The sequence below is a fragment of the Terrabacter sp. 05T424 genome (assembly GCF_056396225.1).
Map to the genome: position 1 here is coordinate 262,556 of NZ_JBFTLB010000003.1, position 20,298 is coordinate 282,853.

At 70.6% G+C, this 20,298-nt stretch carries 23 protein-coding genes and 2 tRNA genes; 15 read left to right on the plus strand and 10 right to left on the minus strand.

What is annotated here, in order from left to right; translation table 11 throughout:
* Positions 1-93: 93 nt before the first annotated feature.
* The 3 genes from AC1DE0_RS10380 to AC1DE0_RS10390 form a co-directional block, all read right to left on the minus strand.
* Positions 94-468: a hypothetical protein gene (locus AC1DE0_RS10380; protein ID WP_478100142.1), complete on the minus strand. Its 375-nt coding sequence runs from the start codon at positions 466-468 to the stop codon at positions 94-96.
* Positions 411-920, minus strand: coding sequence for an LLM class flavin-dependent oxidoreductase (locus AC1DE0_RS10385; RefSeq protein WP_478100032.1), 510 nt, complete (start codon positions 918-920; stop codon positions 411-413). Before AC1DE0_RS10385 ends, AC1DE0_RS10380 begins: the two co-directional genes overlap by 58 nt.
* Positions 921-1,068: 148 nt before the next feature.
* Positions 1,069-1,269, minus strand: a complete 201-nt coding sequence (locus tag AC1DE0_RS10390) for a DUF7489 domain-containing protein (RefSeq protein ID WP_478100034.1) — start codon at positions 1,267-1,269, stop codon at positions 1,069-1,071.
* Positions 1,270-1,680: 411 nt separating this feature from the next.
* On the opposite strand from AC1DE0_RS10390, the gene AC1DE0_RS10395 reads away from it, so the two are divergent.
* Positions 1,681-2,355 carry a Type 1 glutamine amidotransferase-like domain-containing protein gene (locus tag AC1DE0_RS10395; RefSeq protein WP_478100036.1) on the plus strand — a complete coding sequence of 225 codons (675 nt, stop codon included), beginning with the start codon at positions 1,681-1,683 and terminating at the stop codon, positions 2,353-2,355.
* 725 nt (positions 2,356-3,080) lie between these two features.
* On the opposite strand, the gene AC1DE0_RS10400 is transcribed toward AC1DE0_RS10395, so the two are convergent.
* Together AC1DE0_RS10400 and AC1DE0_RS10405 are read right to left on the minus strand one after the other, a co-directional pair.
* Complete coding sequence (locus AC1DE0_RS10400; RefSeq protein WP_478100038.1) at positions 3,081-3,335, minus strand: hypothetical protein; 255 nt, start codon at positions 3,333-3,335, stop codon at positions 3,081-3,083.
* A 62-nt stretch (positions 3,336-3,397) separates the two neighbouring features.
* Positions 3,398-3,685, minus strand: coding sequence for a hypothetical protein (locus AC1DE0_RS10405; protein ID WP_478100040.1), 288 nt, complete (start codon positions 3,683-3,685; stop codon positions 3,398-3,400).
* Positions 3,686-3,827: 142 nt separating this feature from the next.
* Here AC1DE0_RS10405 and AC1DE0_RS10410 point away from each other — a divergent pair, with 142 nt between their 5' ends.
* Positions 3,828-4,154 (plus strand): putative quinol monooxygenase, encoded by a 327-nt coding sequence (locus AC1DE0_RS10410; protein WP_478100133.1) that lies wholly within the window; start codon positions 3,828-3,830, stop codon positions 4,152-4,154.
* On the opposite strand, the gene AC1DE0_RS10415 is transcribed toward AC1DE0_RS10410, so the two are convergent.
* Positions 4,151-4,438, minus strand: coding sequence for a hypothetical protein (locus AC1DE0_RS10415; RefSeq protein ID WP_478100042.1), 288 nt, complete (start codon positions 4,436-4,438; stop codon positions 4,151-4,153). The genes AC1DE0_RS10410 and AC1DE0_RS10415 overlap by 4 nt on opposite strands.
* Positions 4,439-4,598: 160 nt before the next feature.
* On the opposite strand from AC1DE0_RS10415, the gene AC1DE0_RS10420 reads away from it, so the two are divergent.
* The 9 genes from AC1DE0_RS10420 (at position 4,599) to AC1DE0_RS10460 (ending at position 9,939) form a co-directional block, all read left to right on the plus strand.
* A tRNA-Gly gene (locus AC1DE0_RS10420) sits at positions 4,599-4,671 on the plus strand.
* Positions 4,672-4,801: 130 nt separating this feature from the next.
* Positions 4,802-5,779, plus strand: coding sequence for a non-homologous end-joining DNA ligase (gene ligD / locus AC1DE0_RS10425; RefSeq protein ID WP_478100044.1), 978 nt, complete (start codon positions 4,802-4,804; stop codon positions 5,777-5,779).
* 99 nt (positions 5,780-5,878) lie between these two features.
* On the plus strand, positions 5,879-6,361 hold the full coding sequence (locus tag AC1DE0_RS10430; protein WP_478100047.1) for a glutathione peroxidase: 483 nt from the start codon (positions 5,879-5,881) through the stop codon (positions 6,359-6,361).
* 16 nt (positions 6,362-6,377) lie between these two features.
* Positions 6,378-7,412, plus strand: a complete 1,035-nt coding sequence (locus tag AC1DE0_RS10435) for a chorismate-binding protein (RefSeq protein ID WP_478100049.1) — start codon at positions 6,378-6,380, stop codon at positions 7,410-7,412.
* 43 nt (positions 7,413-7,455) lie between these two features.
* Positions 7,456-8,301: an aminotransferase class IV gene (locus AC1DE0_RS10440; RefSeq protein WP_478100051.1), complete on the plus strand. Its 846-nt coding sequence runs from the start codon at positions 7,456-7,458 to the stop codon at positions 8,299-8,301.
* Positions 8,298-8,780, plus strand: coding sequence for a TIGR02611 family protein (locus AC1DE0_RS10445; protein WP_478100053.1), 483 nt, complete (start codon positions 8,298-8,300; stop codon positions 8,778-8,780). The genes AC1DE0_RS10440 and AC1DE0_RS10445 overlap by 4 nt, the downstream gene beginning before the upstream one ends.
* Positions 8,781-8,898: 118 nt before the next feature.
* Positions 8,899-8,972 (plus strand) — tRNA-Val (locus AC1DE0_RS10450).
* A gap of 63 nt (positions 8,973-9,035) precedes the next feature.
* Complete coding sequence (locus AC1DE0_RS10455) at positions 9,036-9,386, plus strand: hypothetical protein (RefSeq protein WP_478100055.1); 351 nt, start codon at positions 9,036-9,038, stop codon at positions 9,384-9,386.
* Between the two features lie 31 nt (positions 9,387-9,417).
* Positions 9,418-9,939, plus strand: coding sequence for a flavin reductase family protein (locus tag AC1DE0_RS10460; RefSeq protein WP_478100057.1), 522 nt, complete (start codon positions 9,418-9,420; stop codon positions 9,937-9,939).
* A gap of 81 nt (positions 9,940-10,020) precedes the next feature.
* On the opposite strand, the gene AC1DE0_RS10465 is transcribed toward AC1DE0_RS10460, so the two are convergent.
* On the minus strand, positions 10,021-11,979 hold the full coding sequence (locus AC1DE0_RS10465; protein WP_478100059.1) for an acyl-CoA dehydrogenase family protein: 1,959 nt from the start codon (positions 11,977-11,979) through the stop codon (positions 10,021-10,023).
* A gap of 1 nt (position 11,980) precedes the next feature.
* Positions 11,981-12,667, minus strand: coding sequence for a TetR/AcrR family transcriptional regulator (locus AC1DE0_RS10470; protein ID WP_478100061.1), 687 nt, complete (start codon positions 12,665-12,667; stop codon positions 11,981-11,983).
* A 98-nt stretch (positions 12,668-12,765) separates the two neighbouring features.
* Here AC1DE0_RS10470 and AC1DE0_RS10475 point away from each other — a divergent pair, with 98 nt between their 5' ends.
* From AC1DE0_RS10475 to AC1DE0_RS10485, 3 genes are read left to right on the plus strand one after another with little or no spacing between them, the layout of a single operon-like run.
* Positions 12,766-14,061: an acetyl-CoA C-acetyltransferase gene (locus AC1DE0_RS10475; protein WP_478100063.1), complete on the plus strand. Its 1,296-nt coding sequence runs from the start codon at positions 12,766-12,768 to the stop codon at positions 14,059-14,061.
* 3 nt (positions 14,062-14,064) lie between these two features.
* Complete coding sequence (locus tag AC1DE0_RS10480; protein ID WP_478100065.1) at positions 14,065-15,384, plus strand: 3-oxoacyl-ACP reductase; 1,320 nt, start codon at positions 14,065-14,067, stop codon at positions 15,382-15,384.
* A 7-nt stretch (positions 15,385-15,391) separates the two neighbouring features.
* The gene (locus AC1DE0_RS10485; RefSeq protein ID WP_478100067.1) at positions 15,392-16,249 is read left to right on the plus strand and encodes a MaoC family dehydratase; all 858 of its coding nucleotides are present in this window, start codon (positions 15,392-15,394) and stop codon (positions 16,247-16,249) included.
* A gap of 59 nt (positions 16,250-16,308) precedes the next feature.
* Here the strand turns inward: AC1DE0_RS10485 and AC1DE0_RS10490 are convergent, their stop codons facing one another.
* Positions 16,309-17,265, minus strand: coding sequence for a hypothetical protein (locus tag AC1DE0_RS10490; RefSeq protein ID WP_478100069.1), 957 nt, complete (start codon positions 17,263-17,265; stop codon positions 16,309-16,311).
* Complete coding sequence (locus AC1DE0_RS10495; protein WP_478100072.1) at positions 17,265-18,128, minus strand: GNAT family N-acetyltransferase; 864 nt, start codon at positions 18,126-18,128, stop codon at positions 17,265-17,267. The genes AC1DE0_RS10490 and AC1DE0_RS10495 overlap by 1 nt, the downstream gene beginning before the upstream one ends.
* Positions 18,129-18,311: 183 nt before the next feature.
* Between AC1DE0_RS10495 and thrS the strand changes: the two genes are divergently transcribed.
* Entirely contained in the window at positions 18,312-20,297 is a 1,986-nt protein-coding gene (gene thrS, locus AC1DE0_RS10500) for a threonine--tRNA ligase (RefSeq protein WP_478100076.1), read from the plus strand.
* Position 20,298: the final 1 nt, after the last annotated feature.

The window sequence follows — 20,298 nt, forward strand, 5'->3', positions numbered from 1 at the left end:
CCAAACGCCTTCCGCCACGGACGACGGTGTCGTTGGTGCGCGCCTCGCCTTCGTCGGCTGACGCTCCCGAGGAAGACCGCGGAGGACGTGGACCTATCGTCCGGCCAGCTCGGTGACTGCGGGTCCGAGCGTGTCGCTGACGTCAGCTCCGAAGACGAAGTACGAGAAGCCGCGCTCCTCCCGTCGTCGTTGGATCTCCTCCGCAGCGGCCGCTGGGTCGCTGGGGAGAAAGGCCAGTGAGTCTGCAGCCCGGACGGCGGCAGTGTCGAGGTCGGGGCCGGCCATGAACGGCGCGACGGAGTCACCAACCACGGGCACATGCAATGCCAGTTCGACGTCGCGATGGTTGTCGAACTGACGAACCCGTTGCGTCGACTCCGCCCGCGACTCGATCTGCGGCATCACGAAGGTCACGATGTCGGCGATCTCAGCCGCAAGCGCTTGCGCCTGGGGGCCGGCCACCGCCATCGCAACCGGGGTGTGCCGGTCCTCGCCGTCAAGCTCCCGCAGAGCCGTGACGGCGTCGCGCAGCTGAGCCAGGCGTTGGCTCGCGGGAACGACCGGCAGGCCCAGCTCTCGGAGCTGTTCGGCGATGCCGGTCGCCCGGTGCCGATTCCCATCTCGAACCGACCGTTCGTGAGCACCGACAGGGAGTGGGCCTCCCACGCGGTGCTCCACGCCGGCCGCACCGGAGAGGCGTACACCCAGGTGCCCACTCGCAGGTCGGTGATCGTTGCCGCCACCGCCAGCGCGGGACCTGGCGCCGGCTGCCACTGCGGCACGTCGGGCATCAGCAGTGTCGAGTAGCCAATGTCAGCCAGACGGTGCAACTGCTCGCGCCATGTCGCCACATCACGGGTGATCGGAGCAACGACCCCGAACCGCAGCGGTCTGGTGGGGCTTCCCGAGGTTTTGGTCATGGGGATGATCCTCCTGTGGCTTTGAATGGTGACGACGGCAACCGCGTGGACGGGCCTTCGCGCCGCTTCAGCGACCTGAACGGCCTGGCGAGCGGCCCCGGCTGCAGAGCGAGCGCCAGCCGGGGGCAACTCGCGACAGACGGTGCGCCTATCGCTTGACCGGGTCCTGCCCCATGTCCTTTCCGACGAGATCACCCACCTCGACGCTCTCCCACATGGCGGTGTTCACCCGGACCGTGACCACCTGACCGTCACCGCGCCGGACTCTGAGGCGGCGGTAGAGGTTCGAGCCATCCAGCAACCCGCGCGTCTTCTTGACCACGACGCCATCCCATGTGTCGTCCTTCACTTCGAGTCCCTTCGGGTCCGCAGGCGCCGAGGCCTCGTGCCTCCCTCGTGCCTGCCGTTCGGCACCGGTCGAGTCGCCCGGCATGCCATCCTGTTGCGGCGAACGGGTGGCTCGCTACCGCCGAAAGCATGGACCCGCGGGCCGAACGACACCCCAAGGAACGCCGAGCTGGCGACTTTGGTCGTAGGCGAGGTCTACGGGACGCCAGCCTCATCCGACCCCGGTCGCTCGAGACGTCCGCCGGCGTGACTGAAGGGTCACGGGGTCGGGCAGCCGACCTTGCTCACGTCGGCGGGCTGGGTGACGAGCCTCGGTGCGACAACGAGCGAGTCGTGCACACGCCGACAGTCGATCGGCAACTCCGCCATCCGGCCACGGTGGCAGTCGCTTCCCTGTGGTTCAGTGGGCATCGTGAAACTGCTACTCACGTCCGGGGGAGTCACGAACCCGAGCATTCACGAGGCGCTCGTCGACCTGCTGGGCAAGCCGGTCGACGAGGCGACGGCACTGTGCATCCCCACCGCACAGTGGGGTCATCCGAGGTGCGGGCCGGTCTCGGCGCGCGGCTTCGTCGCTGGTCTGCCGCCGTGGGGCGGGATGACCTCGATGCCGTGGGGCTCCCTCGGCCTGCTCGAGCTGACGGCGCTGGCGACGATCGGCGAAGAACGCTGGGTGCCGTGGATTCGTGCGGCCGACGTCATCCTCGTCGACGGTGGCGAGGCCACCTATCTGTGCCACTGGATGAGGGAGTCCGGGTTGGCGGCCCTCCTGCCCTCGCTGTCCGACACGGTCTGGGTGGGTGTGAGCGCCGGTAGCATGGTGATGACGCCGCGGATCGGTGCGGACTTCGTGCAGTGGCCGGGAGCGCCCGACGATCGCACGCTCGGCCTCGTCGACTTCTCGATCTTTCCCCATCTCGACGTGTTTCCGGACAACACCATGGCCGATGCCGAGATGTGGGCAGCCGAGATCAACGGGCCGGCGTACGTCCTCGACGACCAGTCTGCGATCCGCGTGGTCGACGGGGTGGCACAGGTGGTGTCCGAGGGGCGTTGGAGGCGCCTTCCCGACGAGAGTTCGCACTAGATTGCGGGCCTTTGCCGCTGAGTTGAGGACCGCGACGCGTCGACCTTCAATCCCCGGGGTCGGTGCCGCTGGGTCCCCGATGAGCGAGCCGACGTCTTGACTGACGTCCAAGGCAAGTGCCTGAGGGAGTTCTCCCGGGCTCTAGACCGGGACCACGTCGATGAGATAGCCCGGCCTCCAAGATGTCGGCGGTCCAACTCAGTCGGTCGGGGTGGGTGACACGGACGACGGGTCCGTACGCTCGCGTGTCCGGCGGCTCTCCTGGCATGCGCACCAAGCGATGTTCCAAGAGCTGAGATGCAGGCTGGGGGCGGGTCCCACGTACGAGCCGGTATGTCTCCGGCTCCGCACTGACGAGCCAGCCCGGCATGGCGATCAAGGCTGCCATGTCGCCGGCCACCGAGTGGCAGAGACCGGTCAGTCGACAACGCGGTCGACCCAGGTCATCGACGCGAGCACCGCTGACCTGATGGACCACTTCGCTCGAAGCGTGTAGGTGTGAGCAGTTCAACCTCAAGCCGCAGTCGTGGACGACGGCGCCCAACGCGAGCTGCGGAAACTGCCCGTCCCCGATCAGCCACGTCTCAAGAGAAGCCCACACGTGGCTCACCGTAAACGTTGGCGACGGGTCGAACACCCATGTGCGGCAAGACCGGACGTGTGGTCGCACTTCGGGCGTCGGGCGCCCAAACCGCCGCGCCGACCGCTACCGTGACCCGCAGGGGCTACCGCACGCGGCAACTGCTCCGCGCGATGAGCGGCATCTCCCTTCTCGTATCCGTGGGGTCGATCGTCGCAGCGATGAACTGGCACAGCATCTGGCGCTCCACCGTCTGATTGATGCGCAGCAGACCCCGGGCCTGCTCGAGACGCAGGCCATGTTCCAGCAGTGGGTGATCGTCGCCCTCGTCGGACCGGTTCTTCCGCTCGCCTTCTGCGTCTTCGCCGACGCCCGTGCCAGCCAGGAACCGCTCGACCATGTCCGTGGTCGTGGCTGCTTGAGCTTGAGCACCTCGCCAGCAGAGACAGCATCTGAACGGGATCAGCTGCGAAGCTCCATGCGGTTCTCCATCGGCTCGTCGACAGGCCAGTCCTCGGGAACGCCCGCGTCGACGAACCCGGCCCGCTCGTACGCGCTGCAGGCGCGGCTGTTGTCGCGTGCCACGAGAGTCAGTGGCACCGTGCTGAGGCGGTCGCGCCACTGCTCGACCGACGCGTCGACCCAGTGGGCGTGACGCGAGCCGAAAGCCTCCGGTGACTCCGACAGCGAGGCGAGGCGCACGTCCCGGAACAGCTCCCAGTCGTCCGCTCGGATCCGCGTGATGTCCACGGCGCAGAACCTAGCAAGACGGGGCTTGTCCGGCCTCGGGCGGACGACCCTGCCCACGTCGTGAGAACCTGCCTCGGGTGGCCCTCAGGTTCCTGGGGGCACGCCCACAGCACGCGACAGCGACCCGACAGGAGTGAGCACGTTGATCTTCATCACCGCCAAGTTCCCCGTGAAGCCAGAGCACGCCGATGAGTGGCCCGAGATCTCGCGGGGCTTCACCGAGGCCACCCGCGCCGAGGAGGGCTGCCTCTGGTTCGACTGGTCGCGCAGCCTCGACGACCCGACGGAGTACGTGCTGGTCGAGGCCTTCCGCGACGATGCCGCCGGCGGCCCGCACGTGCAGAGCGACCACTTCAAGCAGGCCACGTCGACGCTGCCCGACTACCTCTCCGCCACGCCGAGGATCATCAACACGACGATCGAGGGCACGGAGTGGTCCGAGCTGGGGGAGATGGCCGTCGGGCGTTAGTCCGCGTCGGGGTCGCTCACACCGATGCGGATCTTGCCCTTGCCCTCGCACTCGGCCTGGTGCGCGACGGCGTCCTTGCGGGCCTTGTCTCGGGCACGCCGGGCCGGGCCGGTCCAGTCGCAGCTCTTGCAGTAGCCGAAGGAGAAGGCGCCGTCCTCGTGGGTGCCGTCCTCCACCCCGGCCAGCTTCTCCAGGGTGGCGCGGTGCTGGTCGCCGTCGCGGTCCTTCACAGTCAGGTCGTGGCCCTTGCGTCTGAGGAACCGCAGGCCAGCGGGCTTCGCCATGGACACATCCTCTCGCGCTGTCCCGGGCGATGGACAGCCGGTCTCGAAGGACGTGCAGTCGGCGCCCGAACGGCCACTCGGAGAGCGGGTTTCGCGCCGGGCCCGACCGTCCGCTATGGTCTACCTCGCACCCACGGGGCTTCGGCTCCGGGGATGGCAAGCGGACGTAGCTCAGTTGGTAGAGCGCAACCTTGCCAAGGTTGAGGTCGCCGGTTCGAGCCCGGTCGTCCGCTCCGCTGGAAGGGCCCGTCGACTCACGTCTGCGGGCCCTTCCGCACGTCCGGGGGCGCATGCCGTCAGGTCGCCTCCGCGACGCACGCGTCGGTGCGCTCGGCGACCCCACGGCATACGTAGGCTGTCGGCATGGCGGCGAGCAAGAGCCCGGCGATGGAGATCGAGGTCGGCGACCACACGGTGCGGCTCTCCAGCCCCGACCGCGTCTACTTCTCCGAGCGTGGCGAGACCAAGCTCGACCTCGTCCGGTACTACCAGGCGGTCGGTCCGGGCATCGTCAACGCGCTGCGTGAGCGGCCCTGCATGCTGCACCGCTTCCCCAAGGGAGTGGACGGACCGAAGGTGCACCAGAAGCGGCTGCCGGCCGGGGCTCCGCCCTGGGTCGAGACGGTGCGGCTGCACTTCCCGCGCTACGGGCTGCACGCCGACGAGCTCTGCGTGACCCGCCTCGCCGACGTCATCTGGGCGGTCCAGATGTCGACCGTCGAGTTCCACCCCTGGAACAGCCGCCGCGCCGACACCGAGAAGCCCGACGAGTGGCGCATCGACCTCGACCCGATGCCGCAGTGCGGCTTCGACAAGGTCCGACGGGCCGCCGCCACGACGCGCGAGATCCTCGACGAGCTCGGAGCCGTCGGATGGCCCAAGACCTCCGGCGGGTCGGGTCTGCACGTCTACGTGCGCATCGCGCCCGACTGGGGTTTCAAGGACGTGCGCCGGGGGGCCCTCGCCTTCGCCCGGGAGGTGGAGCGTCGGCTGCCCGATGACGTGACCACGACGTGGTGGCGGCGCGACCGCTCACCGGAGGACCTGTTCGTCGACTACAACCAGAACGCCCGCGACCACACCATCGCGGCTGCCTACAGCGTGCGGGGGAACCCGCACGGCACCGTGTCGGCTCCGCTCGGCTGGGACGAGGTCGCGGACGCCGAGCCGCAGGACTTCACCATCGCCACCATGCCCGAGCGGTTCGCGCGGCTCGGTGACCTGCACGCCGGCATCGACGACGCCGTCTTCGACTTCCGTGCGCTGCTCGAATGGGCCGACCGCGACGAGCGCGAGGGCAAGGACCTCCCGCCCGAGCCCGACGACGCCGACGCGTCCTGAGACCGGCAACCCTCGACGCCGATTGGCGGTGCGGGCTCCTCGCGGGCGAAGATGCTACCGACGCGTACTCACGACGCGTGACCACCCTGAGGAGACACCGTGACCGTCCTGAACGACTTCAAGGCCACCGCCATCGACGGCTCGGAGGTCTCGCTCGACCAGTACGCCGGTGACGTCGTGCTCGTCGTCAACACCGCCAGCGCCTGCGGCTTCACGCCGCAGTTCGCCGGCCTCGAGGAGCTCTACCAGAGCTATCGCGCGCAGGGTCTGACGGTGCTCGGCTTCCCGTGCAACCAGTTCGGCAGCCAGGACCCCGGCAGCGACGAGGAGATCGGCGAGTTCTGCCAGAAGAACTACGGCGTCACGTTCCCGATGTTCTCGAAGGTCGACGTCAACGGTGACGACGAGCACCCCCTCTTCACGTGGCTCAAGTCCGAGCAGGGCGGCCTGCTCGGCAGCAAGATCAAGTGGAACTTCACCAAGTTCCTCGTCGGCCGCGACGGCGCCGTCATCGAGCGCTACGCGCCGACCACCGAGCCGTCCGCCATCGCCGCCGACATCGAGAAGGCACTCGCCCGGTAGGGCCTACGATCTGCGGGTGGACCACGCCCGCTTCGCCGACCGGGAGGCCCGCGAGGTCATCGATGTCGCCCGCGGCCCAGCGGCCCTCGACGCCATCACGCGCGAAGGCTTCTGGGCCGTCGTGGCGACCTTCGAGGGCGACGTCACCGCGGTCCGGTTCGCCGAGGTCAGCCGCACGACACCGGCGCCTCCACCCCGGGGCGCACTGACCTGGCAGCCGCTCGACCGCGACTGGTGCACCTCTCTCGACCGTGCGGCATACATCGGCGCGGTCCGCGAGGTGCGCGATCGCATCGCGGCCGGAACGGTCTACCAGGTGAACGTGTGCCGGGTGCTCAGCCACGAGCTCGGTGACGATGCTGATCTCGATGGGTTGGACGACCTTCTGCGACAAGGCAACCCGGCACCACACGCGGCTCGGATCCGCTGCAGCGCCGCCGGCCTCGACGTCGTGAGCGCCTCACCGGAGCTCTTCCTGGCCCGGCGGGGCGACACCGTCGTGACGCGGCCGATCAAGGGCACGGCACCGACGGCCGAGCAGATGCTGCCCAAGGACCACGCCGAGAACGTCATGATCGTCGACCTCATGCGCAACGACCTCTCCGGCGTCTGCGAGCCCGGAACCGTCTCGGTCGACGAGCTCTGCGCGATCGAGGAGCACCCCGGCCTCGTCCACCTCGTCTCGACCGTCAGCGGACGGCTGGGGGAGGGCGTCGGCTGGGCCGAGGTCTTCGCCGCCGCCTACCCGCCCGGGTCCGTCTCGGGCGCGCCGAAGTCGAGCGCCCTGACCGCGATCCACGACCTCGAGACGCACCCCCGTGGGCCGTACTGCGGGGCGATCGGCTGGGTCGACGCCGACGCGCGCGAGGCCGACCTCGCCGTCGGTATTCGCACCTTCTGGGCAGACCTGGACGAGGCGGGGCGTCGCTGGCTGCGCTTCGGCACCGGGGCCGGCATCACGTGGCACTCCGACCCCGAGGGGGAGTGGGCCGAGACCGAGCTCAAGGCGGCCCGCCTCATCGGGCTGGCTGCGGGCACTGTGACACCATGAGGGCGCTCCGCCAGCCACAGGGCCGAGCCACAGGGAAGGGACCATGAGCACGACCATGCGCGTCTGGGTCGACGGCGACCTCGTCGACCCCACAGGACCATCCGTCTCCGCCCTCGACCACGCGGTGACGGTGGGCGACGGCGTCTTCGAGACGGCAAAGATCGTCGACGGGCGACCGTTCGCCCTCTCGCGCCACCACCGGCGGCTCGAGCGTTCCGCGGACGGTCTCGGCCTGCCGCCGGTCGACCTCGCGGTCGTCGACAAGGGCGTCGCGGCCGTCCTCGACGGTCCGGGCATCCCGTTCGGCCGGCTGCGCTACAGCGTCACCGGTGGCATCGGGCCGCTCGGATCCGACCGTGACGACGCGTCGCTGACGTACATCGTCCTCGCCGCCCCGCAGGCACTGCCCCCCGAGAGCGGCAAGCTGACCGTCGTGCCGTGGACGCGCAACGAGCGCTCCGCCGTGGCCGGTCTCAAGACGACCTCGTACGCCGAGAACGTCGTCGCGCTCGCGCGGGCCAAGCGCGCGGGGGCCGTCGAGGCCGTCTTCGCCAACACCCGCGGCGAGCTGTGCGAGTGCACCGGCAGCAACGTCTTCGTCGTGGTCGACGGAGTCGTGTTCACGCCGCCCGTCGGCTCCGGCCTGCTGGCCGGCATCACGCGCGAGCTGACCATCGAGTGGGGGCGCACCGCCGGCGTCGACCTCCGCGAGGAGGCCCTGCCGCTCGACGTGCTGCAGACGGCCGACGAGGTGTTCATCACAAGCTCCACGAAGGACGTGCTCCCGATCCACGCGGTCGATGACCGACTGCTCCCGGAGGACAACCCTGTCACGCGCGAGCTCCTTCGGGTGTTCCGCAGCAACGCAGAACGGGACGCCGACCCGTGAGCGGCCCCGACGAGTCCCCGAACGCGGCTGCGCGCCCGGAGGTCGACTACTCCGACCCCAACCGGACCCTCGACGCCGACGAGGACCGATGGGCCTGGCGCGCCCGGCTGCGTCGCAACCGGGTCACCCACCTGGTCTGGCGCACGGCGGTCGGTGTCGTCGGGACCGTCGTCACGGTCGCCGGACTGATCATGGTCCCCGCCCCGGGGCCCGGGTGGCTCGTGGTCTTCTTCGGACTGCTGGTCCTCGCCAGCGAGTTCGAGTTCGCGCAGCGCTGGCTCGACTTCGGCAAGCGCCACGTGAGCCGCTGGAACGCCTGGATCCTGGCCCAGGCCGTCTGGGTGCGGGGCCTCGTGGCCCTGGGCACCGTGCTCATCGTGTGGGGCGTCATCTGGGGCTACCTCGCCTGGGCCGGCGTCCCGCAGTTCGTGCCGCAGTGGGCCGAGGAGCTCCTGACCCAGGTTCCCGGAATCGACTGAGCACCGACTCGGCGAAGGCCCTCGACACGGCGGCGGCGGGGGCGATTTCCGCCACCGGACCCGGAGCGGCTATTGTTTCCCTCCGTCACCCCGACAGCCTGCCGGCACAGGGGTGCCCGGACGTGTAGCTCAGCTGGTTAGAGCGCTCGCTTCACACGCGAGAGGTCAGGGGTTCGAGTCCCTTCACGTCCACCGTCTGGCTCGACGGCGCGGTGGACGCGCCGGCCCCGGGGTCGACGCACTAGCGTGTGGCCCATGGTCGCGACGGTCTCCAGCCTCTTCATCTACCCCGACTCCGACTCACCCGGGCAAGAGCTCGACTCGGTCGAGGTGACTCCGTCGGGTCCGGCGGGAAACCGCGCCAAGAAGCACGCCGTGCACCTCGTGACGGCCGACGACTACGTCGAGACGCACCCCAAGGCGAACATCGTGCTCGACATGGAGTCGGCGGTGCTGGACCGGCTCGTCGGGCAGGTCGTCCGCCTGGGCGAGTGCACGCTCAAGGTCACCCGGGCACCGTCTCAGTGCGCCGGCGTCTACGCCGAGGTCGTCACGCCCGGCGCCGTGTCGGTCGACGACGCACTGATGGTCGCCGAGCGCGAGTGAGGCGGCTCCTTCGACCAGGCCGGAGCGCCGCGTGACGATCCACACCGAGCACCCGTTCGACACCCCCGACGAGGACCGTGACCCCCTCCGGCGCCTCCGCGGCCGCATCGGGGGCACCGTGTCGCTGTGGACCGCTGGGGTCGGCGTGGAGCGGGCCGGGCTGACCGTCTCGTCCTACCTGGTCGCCACCGGAGACCCCGGTCGGGTGGTCGGCCTGCTGCATCCCGACTCGGACCTGCTCGACGGGCTCACGGAGACCGGCACCGCCGTGGTGTCGCTGCTCGGCGTCCGTGACCAGCGGCTCGCGGACGCGTTCGCCGGCGTCATGCCGGCCCCGGGCGGCCCGTTTCGTCTCGGCACGTGGGAGCAGACCGAGTGGGGACCCAGGCCGGACTCGGCGACGACGTGGGCCGGGGTGCGTCTCGACGCGGCGAGCCGCCACGACGTCGGCTGGTCGGTGCTCGTCGAGGCGGTCGTCGAGCACGTCGTCGTCGGCCCGGAGGACGGCCCGCTCGTGCACCGGCGCGGCCGCTACCAGCGCCCCGAGGCCTGACCTGACCGTCGAGTCAGGTCGCGCGCCTGATCGCGCGCCTGGTGCGCCATTGCGACACGACCGGCGCGATCACGCGCAGGATCAGGCCGTCCCCGCCATCTCCGTCGTGAGCAGACCCTCGGGGATGCCGAACCCGTCGACGAGGTCGGTCGCGAGCGGACGTAGCTCGGCGCAGATCTCGTTGACGAGCGCCGTCAGCGCCTTGGTGCGTGCCGGGCTGAGCCGGTCGTGCTCGAGGTACCACGCCTTGTGCCGCTCGACCGTCGCGAGCAGGTGCAGGTCGCACACGCGGGCGAGGACCGCCTTCGCCTCACCGTCGGTGCACTCCTCGACGGAGGCGGCGAACGCCTCTGCGACGACGCGCTCCACGTGCGCCGCCGCCGCCTCGACGAGGTGGTCCTGGCTCGCGTTGAAGACAGCGAACGCGTCGACGTCGGGCGCGGTGGCGCGTCGCAGCCGCCGCGCGAGACCTTCCAGCAGGTGCTCTTCGCGCTCGCGCAGGAGCCGCAGCTGGGTGCCGCGGATGCCGAAGGTGACGTCCTCCTCGCGGCCCGGGGCCGCGTCGACGAGCCGCTGCACGATGCCGCGCGCGGCCGAACGCTCGATCACCGTGCCGCCAACCAGACGCGCCCCGAAGCGCACGATCCCGAGGGTGTCGAGGTCGCCGAAGGTCGCCTGGTAGTCGGCGAGGAGCGACTTGGCCACGAGCTGCAGCAGCACCGTGTTGTCGCCCTCGAAGGTCGTGAAGATGTCGGTGTCGGCCTTGAGCGCCGCGAGGCGGTTGGCCCAGAGGTAGCCGGCGCCGCCGCAGAGCTCGCGGCACTCCTGGATGGTGTCGGTGGCGTGGCGAGTGGTCAGCACCTTGATCCCCGCGGCGCGGGTCTCGAGACGTCGCTGGTCCTGCTCCGTGGAGGCACGCCCCGAGAGCACGTCGTCCATCGCCGTGACGAGCTCGTGCTGGGCCACCTGCAGGGCGTATGCCGTCGCGATCCTCGGCAGCAGGCGCCGTTGGTATGTGCGGTAGTCGAGAACCGTCGTCTCGACGTCGGTGCCCGGGGCGGCGAACTGGCGCCGCCCGGCGGCATACCTCGTGGTGACCGCCAGAGCCGAGCGCGCGGCCGCACCGGAACCGCCGGCGACGGAGATGCGCCCGCGCACCAACGTGCCGAGCATCGTGAAGAAGCGGCGGCCGGGGTTGTCGATGGGGCTCGTGTAGGTGCCGGAGTCGTCGATGTCGCCGTAGCGGCCGAGCAGGTTGGTGCGCGGGACCCGCACGTGGTCGAAGGAGAGGCGGCCGTTGTCGACGCCCCCGAGGCCGAGCTTGGCGCCGCAGTCCTCGATGGTGACGCCCGTCGCCGTCGTGCCGTCGGACTCGCGGATCGGCACGAGCACGCAGTGGACCCCGTGCACCTCGCTGCCGACGACGAGCTGGGCGAAGACGGCAGCGACCCGGCCGTCACGGGCGGCGTTGCCGATGTAGTCCTTGCGGGCGGCCGGCTCGGGGGAGTGGACGACGATCTCGTCGGTCGCCGGGTCGAACGTCGCGGTCGTGAGCAGGCTCTGCACGTCGCTGCCGTGGCCCGTCTCGGTCATGGCGAAGCAGCCCTGCAGCTCGCCCGACGTGATGAGCGGCACCAGGTGGTCGTGCCGGCTCGTGCCGAGGAGCGAGACCGCCCCGCCGAAGAGGCCCCACTGCACGCCCGCCTTGACGAAGAGCGACAGGTCGGTGTGGCCGAGCATCTCGAATGCGGCGACCGCATCTGCGTAGCGCGCGGAGCCGCCCTGGTGCTCGGGGAAGCCGTCGGCGGCATACGACTCCTTCGCCAGGGCTGCGAGCTGGGTGCTGACCCGCGTGCGGTGCTCATCGGTCGGGAGAGGAGCCGGCGGCGGTCCGAACGTGTCGGGCTCGAGGGCCCGGCAGTGGTCGCGGACCGCGCCGTAGGGTCCGTCGAGATGGGCCCGGAGCCGTGCCGCGAGCTCTGGGGAGGAGACGGTGGGCATCGGCGGCCCAGCGACGGGAACGTCTGCAGCGGTGGACATCTCATCTGCCTTTCGTGTCGGCGAGAACGGGCGCCAGCCCGCGCCAGGCCAGCTCGGTGAGGGACTCGACGACGTCGGCCCGGGGAGCGCGGTCGGACTCGGGGGTCGCGAGCCAGTCGTCGGCGACCGCGCGGACCGAGCCGACGAGGGCGATGGCCCATGTGCGCGCCCGGGTGTGGTCGGTGGCGGACGCGCTCAACGAGGCGAGCAGCAGGCCGGTGAGCTGGTCGGTGACCTGGTCGACGGTGCCTCCGACGGGGTCGTCGGGCAGGGGCAGGTCGACGAGCGGGCGGTTGACGACGAAGCGGTAGACCTCGGTGTCGGACTCGACGAGGGCCAGGTAGGCGTCGACGGTCGAGGCCACGAGCTCGCGGGTGTCGCCGTGCGGCGTGCCCGACTGCCCCAAGGCCGCTCCGACGTTGCCGACCACCCGCCCGTCGATGCGACTGGCCACGGCGCGGTAGAGGCCGGCCTTGTCGTCGAAGTGCCGGTAGATGACGGTCTTCGACGTGCCGGCCTCGGTGGCGATGTCGTCCATGCCGACCCCGGCCCCGTGCCTGCGGATGGCGCGGATCGTGGCGTCGACGAGGGCTGACCGCCGCTCCTCCCGGTGCCGCTCCCAGCGGGCGTCGCGACCGTCTCGGGGCGCAGTCTGAGCCCTGGCGGCCTGGTCCACGTCGTCGTCCATTTCACGAAAGTAACAGGTACTCGCTGTATCGACTACTGCGAGTTTCGGTTATCTTGGAGCTGATCGTCAGCCACCACACCGAGAGCAGGTAGAGATCCATGGCGTCCAAGACCAGCCCGCGCACACCCCGACGTGTCGCGGTCCTCGGGGGCAACCGCATCCCCTTCGCACGTGCCCACGGCACGTACGCGAAGGCGTCGAACCAGGACATGCTGACCGCGAGCATCGACGGCCTCGTCGCGCGCTACGGCCTCGCCGGGGAGCGCCTGGGCGAGGTCGTCGCCGGCGCCGTGCTCAAGCACAGCCGCGACTTCAACCTCACCCGTGAGACGGTGCTCGGCACCCGCCTCGACCCCACCACCCCCGCCTACGACATCCAGCAGGCGTGCGGCACGGGCCTCGAGGCTGCGATCCTCGTCGCGAACAAGATCGCCCTCGGGCAGATCGACGCCGGCATCGCCGGCGGTGTCGACAGTGCGAGCGATGCGCCGATCGCTGTCAACGAGGGCCTGCGCCAGACCCTCCTCGCGGCCAACCGTGCCCGGTCGGCGACAGAGCGCGCCAGGGCGCTGGCCGGTCTGCGCCCGAGCCACCTCGTTCCCGCGATCCCCGAGAACGTCGAGCCCCGCACCGGGCTCTCGATGGGCGAGCACATGGCACTGACCGCTGCCCAGTGGGGGATCACCCGCGAGGCGCAGGACGAGCTCGCGGCCGCCAGCCACCAGAAGCTCGCCGCCGCCTACGAGCGCGGGTTCCAGGACGACCTCGTCACCCCGTACCTCGGTGTCTCGCGTGACAACAACCTGCGCCCCGACTCCTCCGTCGAGAAGCTCGCCACGCTCAAGCCGGCCTTCGGCAAGGGTGACGGGGGGACGATGACGGCGGGCAACTCCACGCCGCTGACCGACGGCGCCTCCGCCGTGCTCCTCGCGAGCGAGGAGTGGACCACGGAGCACCGGATCACCCCCCTCGCGTGGTTCGTCGACGCCGAGACCGCTGCCGTCGACTACGTCCACGGCGACGAGGGCCTGCTGATGGCTCCCGCGTATGCCGTCCCGCGCCTCCTCGCGCGAAACGGCCTCTCGCTGCAGGACTTCGACTTTTACGAGATCCACGAGGCCTTCGCGGCGACCGTGCTCACCACGCTCAAGGCATGGGAGGACCCCGACTTCTGCAAGGGCCGGCTCGGGCTCGACGCGCCCCTCGGCTCCATCGACCGGAGCAGGCTCAACGTCAACGGCTCGTCGCTCGCGGCGGGGCACCCGTTCGCGGCCACCGGCGGCCGCATCGTCGCCTCCCTGGCCAAGCAGCTCAAGGAGGCCGGTGGCGGACGGGGCCTCATCTCGATCTGTGCAGCCGGCGGCCAGGGCGTCGTCGCGATCCTGGAGGCCTGAGCAATGACCGACCTGTTCACCACCATCGTCCGCTCACCTGTCGCGCAGAAGGTCGGCGTCCCGCAGCCGACGCGCCTGCGTCGCTACGAGCCGGGTATGCCGCTCTGCGAGGGTCCGGTCCTCGTGGCTGGCGCCGGCCGTTTCGCCGACGCGATCGTGGCGTGGCTCGGCGCGGTCGGCGTCCCCACGGTCGCCTCGGCAGCCGACGTCCCCGACAAGCTCGGCGCGGTCGTACTCGACCTCAGCGCGGCGACCGACCCGGCAGACCTCGACGACCTGCGCGTGCTCGGAGCGCCGGCGGTCAAGGCGCTCAAGCGCAACGGGCGCGTCGTCGTCGTCGGCACCGACCCTGCCACACTCACCGACGTCGCCGCGGTGACGACGCAGCGCGCCCTCGAGGGCGTCGTGCGGTCGATCGGCAAGGAGCTGCGCGCCGGCGCGACCGCCAACCTCGTTCTCGCACAGGGCGATGCGCGGGACGGCGTGCGCTCCGCGCTAGAGTTCTTCCTCAGCGGCCGGTCGGCGTACGTCGACGGTCAGGTGGTGCGCGTCGACGAGACGACGAGCGCTGACGCCGACGCACTGCGGCCGCTCGAGGGCAAGGTGGCCGTCGTCACCGGCGCCGCCCGCGGCATCGGTGCCGAGATCGCCCGTGTCTTGGCGCGCGACGGCGCGACGGTCGTGGCCGTCGACATCCCCGCCGCCGGCGACGCGCTCGCAGCGGTCGCCAACGAGGTGAAGGGCACGGCACTCCAGCTCGACGTCACGGCCGAGGACGCGGGGGTGCGCATCGTCGAGCACGCGAGGAGCCGCCACGGCGCCATCGACATCGTGGTGCACAACGCGGGCATCACCCGCGACAAGCTCTTCGTCAACATGGACGAAGACCGCTGGAAGAGCGTCATCGACGTCAACCTCCGGTCGATCCTCCGGATGAACGAGGCCATCCTCGGGCAGGGCGCCCTGCAGGACGGCGGTCGCATCGTGTGCGTCGCGTCGATCGCCGGCATCGCGGGCAACCGCGGCCAGACCAACTACGGTGCGAGCAAGGCCGGGGTCATCGGTCTCGTCTCCGCACTCTCGCGCCAGCTGGCCGGGCGCGGCATCACCGTCAACGCCGTTGCGCCGGGCTTCATCGAGACCGAGATGACGGCCCGGATCCCGTTCGCCACCAGGGAGATCGGGCGCCGCATGAACTCCCTCCAGCAGGGTGGGCACCCCAAGGACGTCGCCGAGACCATCGCGTGGTTCGCGCAGCCCGGTGCTGCAGCGGTCACGGGGCAGGTCGTGCGGGTCTGCGGCCAGAGCCTGCTCGGGGCGTGAGGCCAGGATGACCAAGGAGATCACCCTCGACGGCGCCCCGGACCTGCGCCGCATCTATGCGACGGCCGCCCTGCGCCGCGGCAGGTCCGGCGACACCCTGCCCGACGTCCGGGTCTCGCGGGCGGGCGTCCGGGTCGACCTCGACGACCTCGTGGCCTACTCCCGCGTCTGCCGCTTCCCGGTCGACGGGACCCTGCCGGTCACCTACCCGCACCTCGTCGCGTTCCCGCTGCAGATGACCGTGATGAGCGACGACCGCTTCCCGCTGCCGCTCATGGGCGCCGTGCACGTCGAGAACCGGATCGAGGTCTCCCGCCCGGTCACCGCGGACGAGGTGCTCGACGTCTCGGTGCGTCCCCAGGACCTCCGGCCCCACCGTCGTGGCCGCCAGGTCGACCTCGTGTCGGAGGTCGAGGTGCGCGGAGAGCTCGTCTGGCGGGGCGTCAGCACCTACCTGTCGCGGGGGCAGGAGCACCCCGACGCAGCCGCCACCGAGCCGCCATCGCAGGATGCCCTCGACGCGGTCACCGCCGGGCCCGTCTGGCGACTCGGCGATGGAACGGGCCGCGAGTATGCGGCCGTGTCGGGCGACTGGAACCCGATCCACGTGCACGCCCTGACGGCGCGCCCGCTCGGGTTCCCGACGGCCATCGCCCACGGGATGTACTCCTACGCAAGGGCTCTCGCCTCGCTCGGCCCACGGTTGCCCGAGGCCGGACTGTCCAGCCGCGTGTGGTTCCGCAAGCCCGTGCGGCTCCCGTCGACGGTCCGCCTCCGCACCATCTTCGAGGCGAGCCGCACCTTGTCGGTCCTCGAGAACGCCAAGGGCGAGGTCGAGCACGCCGTCGTCGAGAACACCTGGTGACGAGGGCGAGGAACTGAGGCAGGGCCGGCCGCATCTCTGGTGCGGCCGGCCCTCCGCCGTCACCCGTCGAGCCGCTGCGACATCCGGTAGACGCCGCTGTGCACGACGTAGCCCAGATCCGCGTTGATTCGGCGGATGCCGTGGTTGTGCTCCTCGTTGGCCGTGCGGCTGACCGTGGCGCCGACGTCGCGGGCCGAGAGGTGCGCGCGCTGCTTGACGAGGGTCATCAGCCCACGGCCACGATGGGCCGGACCGACACCGCTGTAGGCGATCATCAGGGTCGCGTCGGAGACCCCTCCGAAGGTGATCGCCGCGGGCTCGCCACCGACCCGGGCGACGACGCAGACCGGTGTCTCGTTGTCGGAGACGAGAGCACGCAGCTTGCCCAGGTCGAACACCCAGCCCTGCGCGGCCTCGGGGTTCGTCTGGCTCGCGAGCAGCATCTGCTCGACGACGTCGGCGTCGTCGAAGACGAGGTCGGGCACGTCGTGCAGGGTGACGTCGGGGGGAAGCTCCGGTGTCGGCAGGTCGACGAGGTCGAGCTTCGACTCGATCGCGTGCTCCTCGACGCCGAACCCCCAGTGGGTGGCGACCTCGAGCGAACGAGGGTCGTCGTCGAACGTCCCGGCGACGAGAGCGGTCGTGCCGTGGGGCAGGCGCTCGAACAGGGCGTGCCGCAGAGCCCTCCCGATCCCTCGGCCCTCGTGCTCGCGAGCCACGATGACCCGCTGGAACGTGCGTCCCTCGGGCGCGAAGTGCGGGTGTGCCGTGAAGCCGACCCCGAGCATGGCGCCGTGGCGGTCGACGGCCTCGACCGAGGCGAGACCGTCGAAGACCTCCGGCACGTCGAAGTGCCACCCGGCCTCACCCCGGGTGGTGTGCGGCAGGCGCGCGCAGACGAGGTCGATGGCCTCCTGCTGCCGGGACGGGGGGAGGGGCACGACGCGCACTTCGTCGGGATCCGGCGCCGCCGGCGACCAACGTCCCTCGAAACCGACGACCTCCACAGGCTCCATCACACCTGCTCCTCGCGCCAGACCCAGTTGCGCCGGTCGTACACCTGCACGAAGCCGGCACGCTCCATGTTGTGCAACGACGGGTTCACGTTCCCGTCGAACTCCTGCCAGGTCTCGGCGCTCATCCAATCGCACCCGAGCCGCGTCGCCTCGGCCAGGCGTGCGGCCATGAACGCGGACTGCGCGCCCCGGCGGCGCTCGTCCGGCAGCGTGGCCGCCCCGCAGAAGGCCGCGACAGGACCGGCGACGTGCAGGTTGGCGGACGCGACGAGCCGGTCGCCCGACCAGGCTCCGAAGGACCGGAAGCCACGCGCCTCGTCGGTGCCTGACCCGAAGAAGGCCAACAGGTCGGGGTCCTCGGGCATCCCGAAACCCGTGCAGTAGACCCGCGACCACTCGGCGACGTCGTCGGGCCGGACCCGCCCGATCCGCAGGTCCGTCGTGGCCGGACCGATCTGCGGCCCGGCCGGCCGCAGCAGCTTGGCCCAGACCGAGCCCGCGACGATGCCGTGCCGGCGGCAGATGTCGTCCCAGTCCTCCGGGAGCGCCGACGGTGCCAGCTGGAGCACCGCCGCAGCCGAGCCGCTCGCGCGGTACACGTCGAGCACCGACCTCACGAGGTCGTCGGTCACCGGCTCGGTCACGCCGAAGCCGAGCGCCTTGTTCCAGTAGCCGCCGGTCGGGTCGGCACCCATCGCGAGCACGACGCCGCCACCGAGGCGCACCGCAGTCATGTCCAGGGCGTTGCGGGCCGAGGGCGGGGCACCGGTCTCGAACGCGTACATGAACTCGGCTTCGGCCGTCTCCGCCAGGGCGGCTGCCTGCGTGAGGCTCAGGGCCTCGACGTCCGTGGGGACCTCCATCCGCCCAGTATCGGAGGCCGGCCGCACCCGCACAGCCGAATCACCGCCTCAGGTGCCCGTTGCCGTCCGGCACGTCGCAGGGCGGCCGTCACGGTCGATACGCTGGGCACCTGCCGCAGTTGCCGGCACACCTCATGGATCCGACCGGCTCACGGTCGGATCACTCACGAAGGAGCACCCACCGTGTCTGCAGAGATCACCGTCACCGTCGCCGGGAGCGAGCGAACGGTCACGGAGCAGACGACGGCGGGAGATCTCTTCGAGGGTGACCGCGCCGTCGTCGTGGCCCGGGTCAACGGCGAGCTGCGCGACCTCTTCCACGTCGTCGCCGACGGCGACGTCGTGGAGCCCGTGACGGTCGCCAGCGAGGACGGCCTCGCCGTGCTGCGCCACTCGACGGCGCACGTGCTCGCACAGGCGGTGCAGCAGCTGCACGCCGACGCCAAGCTGGGCATCGGCCCGCCCATCCGCGACGGCTTCTACTACGACTTCGACGTCGAGACCCCGTTCCACCCCGATGACCTCAAGGCCCTCGAGAAGGCCATGCAGAAGATCATCAACGAGGGGCAGATCTTCGAGCGACGCGTCGTCACCGACGCCGAGGCCCTCGAGGAGCTCGCCCACGAGCCCTACAAGTGCGAGCTCGTCGGGCTCAAGGGCGGCAACGCCGACGAGGCGGCCGAGGGTGCCGAGGTCGAGGTCGGGGCCGGCGAGCTGACGATCTACGACAACATCCGGCGCGACGGCACGCGCGCCTGGGGCGACCTGTGCCGCGGCCCGCACATCCCGAGCACGAAGCTCATCGGCAACGCGTTCAAGCTGATGCGCTCGGCCGCCGCGTACTGGCGCGGCTCGGAGAAGAACCCGCAGCTGCAGCGTGTCTACGGCACCGCCTGGGCCACCAAGGACGACCTCAAGGCCTACCTCGACCGCCTCGCGGAGGCCGAGCGACGCGACCACCGCAAGCTCGGTGCCGAGCTCGACCTCTTCAGCTTTCCCGACGAGCTCGGGTCGGGCCTGCCCGTCTTCCACCCCAAGGGTGGCGTCATCAAGCGCGAGATGGAGGACTACGTCCGCCGGCGGCACATCGAGGAGGGCTTCGACTACGTCGGCACGCCGCACATCACCAAGGACGGCCTCTTCCACACGAGCGGCCACCTGCCGTACTACGCCGACACGATGTTCCCGCCGATGGAGCTCGAGGGTGCGCGCTACCAGCTCAAGGCGATGAACTGCCCGATGCACAACCTGATCTTCGCCTCGCGCGGACGCTCCTACCGCGAGCTGCCGATCCGGTTCTTCGAGTTCGGGTCGGTCTACCGCTACGAGAAGTCCGGCGTCGTGCACGGCCTGACGCGTGTGCGCGGCATGACGCAGGACGACTCCCACAGCTACGTCACGGCCGAGCAGGCGCCGGCCGAGATCCAGCACCTGCTCGACTTCGTCCTGTCGTTGCTGCGCGACTTCGGACTCGACGACTTCTACCTCGAGCTGTCCACGCGCGACACCGAGGGTGAGAAGTCCGCGAAGTTCATCGGCACCGACGAGCAGTGGGAGGTGGCCACCGCGGTCCTCGAGAAGGTCGCCACCGACTCGGGGCTCGAGCTCGTCGCCGACCCCGGCGGTGCCGCGTTCTACGGCCCGAAGATCTCCGTCCAGGCCCGCGACGCCATCGGCCGCACGTGGCAGATGTCGACGATCCAGTACGACTTCAACCAGCCCGAGCGCTTCGGGCTCGAGTACCAGGCCGCCGACGGCTCGCGCCAGCAGCCCGTCATGATCCACTCGGCGAAGTTCGGCTCGATCGAGCGCTTCCTCGGGGTGCTCGTCGAGCACTACGCCGGTGCCTTCCCGGTCTGGCTCAGCCCGGTCCAGGTGCTCGGCGTGCCGGTCGCCGAGGACTACGCCGACTACCTGCAGGATGTTCTCAATCGCTTGAAGCGCAAGGGAGTTCGGGTCGAGCTCGACGCGAGCGACGACCGCTTCCCGAAGAAGATCCGCAACGCGAGCAAGTCGAAGGTGCCGTTCACGCTCATCGCCGGCGAGGAGGACCGCGCCGCCGGCGCCGTGTCGTTCCGCTACCGCGACGGGTCCCAGAAGAACGGCGTGCCCGTCGACGACGCCATCGCCGAGGTGCTGGCCGCGATCGAGAGCCGCGCCCAGGTCTGAG

Coding starts and splice junctions, on each gene's coding strand:
- AC1DE0_RS10380 (WP_478100142.1), bottom strand. CDS start 468: ATGGCGGTGGCCGGCCCCCAGGCGCAAGCGCTTGCGGCTGAGATCGCC.
- AC1DE0_RS10385 (WP_478100032.1), bottom strand. CDS start 920: ATGACCAAAACCTCGGGAAGCCCCACCAGACCGCTGCGGTTCGGGGTC.
- AC1DE0_RS10400 (WP_478100038.1), bottom strand. CDS start 3,335: ATGGTCGAGCGGTTCCTGGCTGGCACGGGCGTCGGCGAAGACGCAGAA.
- AC1DE0_RS10415 (WP_478100042.1), bottom strand. CDS start 4,438: ATGGCGAAGCCCGCTGGCCTGCGGTTCCTCAGACGCAAGGGCCACGAC.
- ligD (WP_478100044.1), top strand. CDS start 4,802: ATGGCGGCGAGCAAGAGCCCGGCGATGGAGATCGAGGTCGGCGACCAC.
- AC1DE0_RS10440 (WP_478100051.1), top strand. CDS start 7,456: ATGAGCACGACCATGCGCGTCTGGGTCGACGGCGACCTCGTCGACCCC.
- AC1DE0_RS10455 (WP_478100055.1), top strand. CDS start 9,036: ATGGTCGCGACGGTCTCCAGCCTCTTCATCTACCCCGACTCCGACTCA.
- AC1DE0_RS10465 (WP_478100059.1), bottom strand. CDS start 11,979: ATGTCCACCGCTGCAGACGTTCCCGTCGCTGGGCCGCCGATGCCCACC.
- AC1DE0_RS10470 (WP_478100061.1), bottom strand. CDS start 12,667: ATGGACGACGACGTGGACCAGGCCGCCAGGGCTCAGACTGCGCCCCGA.
- AC1DE0_RS10475 (WP_478100063.1), top strand. CDS start 12,766: ATGGCGTCCAAGACCAGCCCGCGCACACCCCGACGTGTCGCGGTCCTC.
- AC1DE0_RS10480 (WP_478100065.1), top strand. CDS start 14,065: ATGACCGACCTGTTCACCACCATCGTCCGCTCACCTGTCGCGCAGAAG.
- AC1DE0_RS10485 (WP_478100067.1), top strand. CDS start 15,392: ATGACCAAGGAGATCACCCTCGACGGCGCCCCGGACCTGCGCCGCATC.
- AC1DE0_RS10490 (WP_478100069.1), bottom strand. CDS start 17,265: ATGGAGCCTGTGGAGGTCGTCGGTTTCGAGGGACGTTGGTCGCCGGCG.
- AC1DE0_RS10495 (WP_478100072.1), bottom strand. CDS start 18,128: ATGGAGGTCCCCACGGACGTCGAGGCCCTGAGCCTCACGCAGGCAGCC.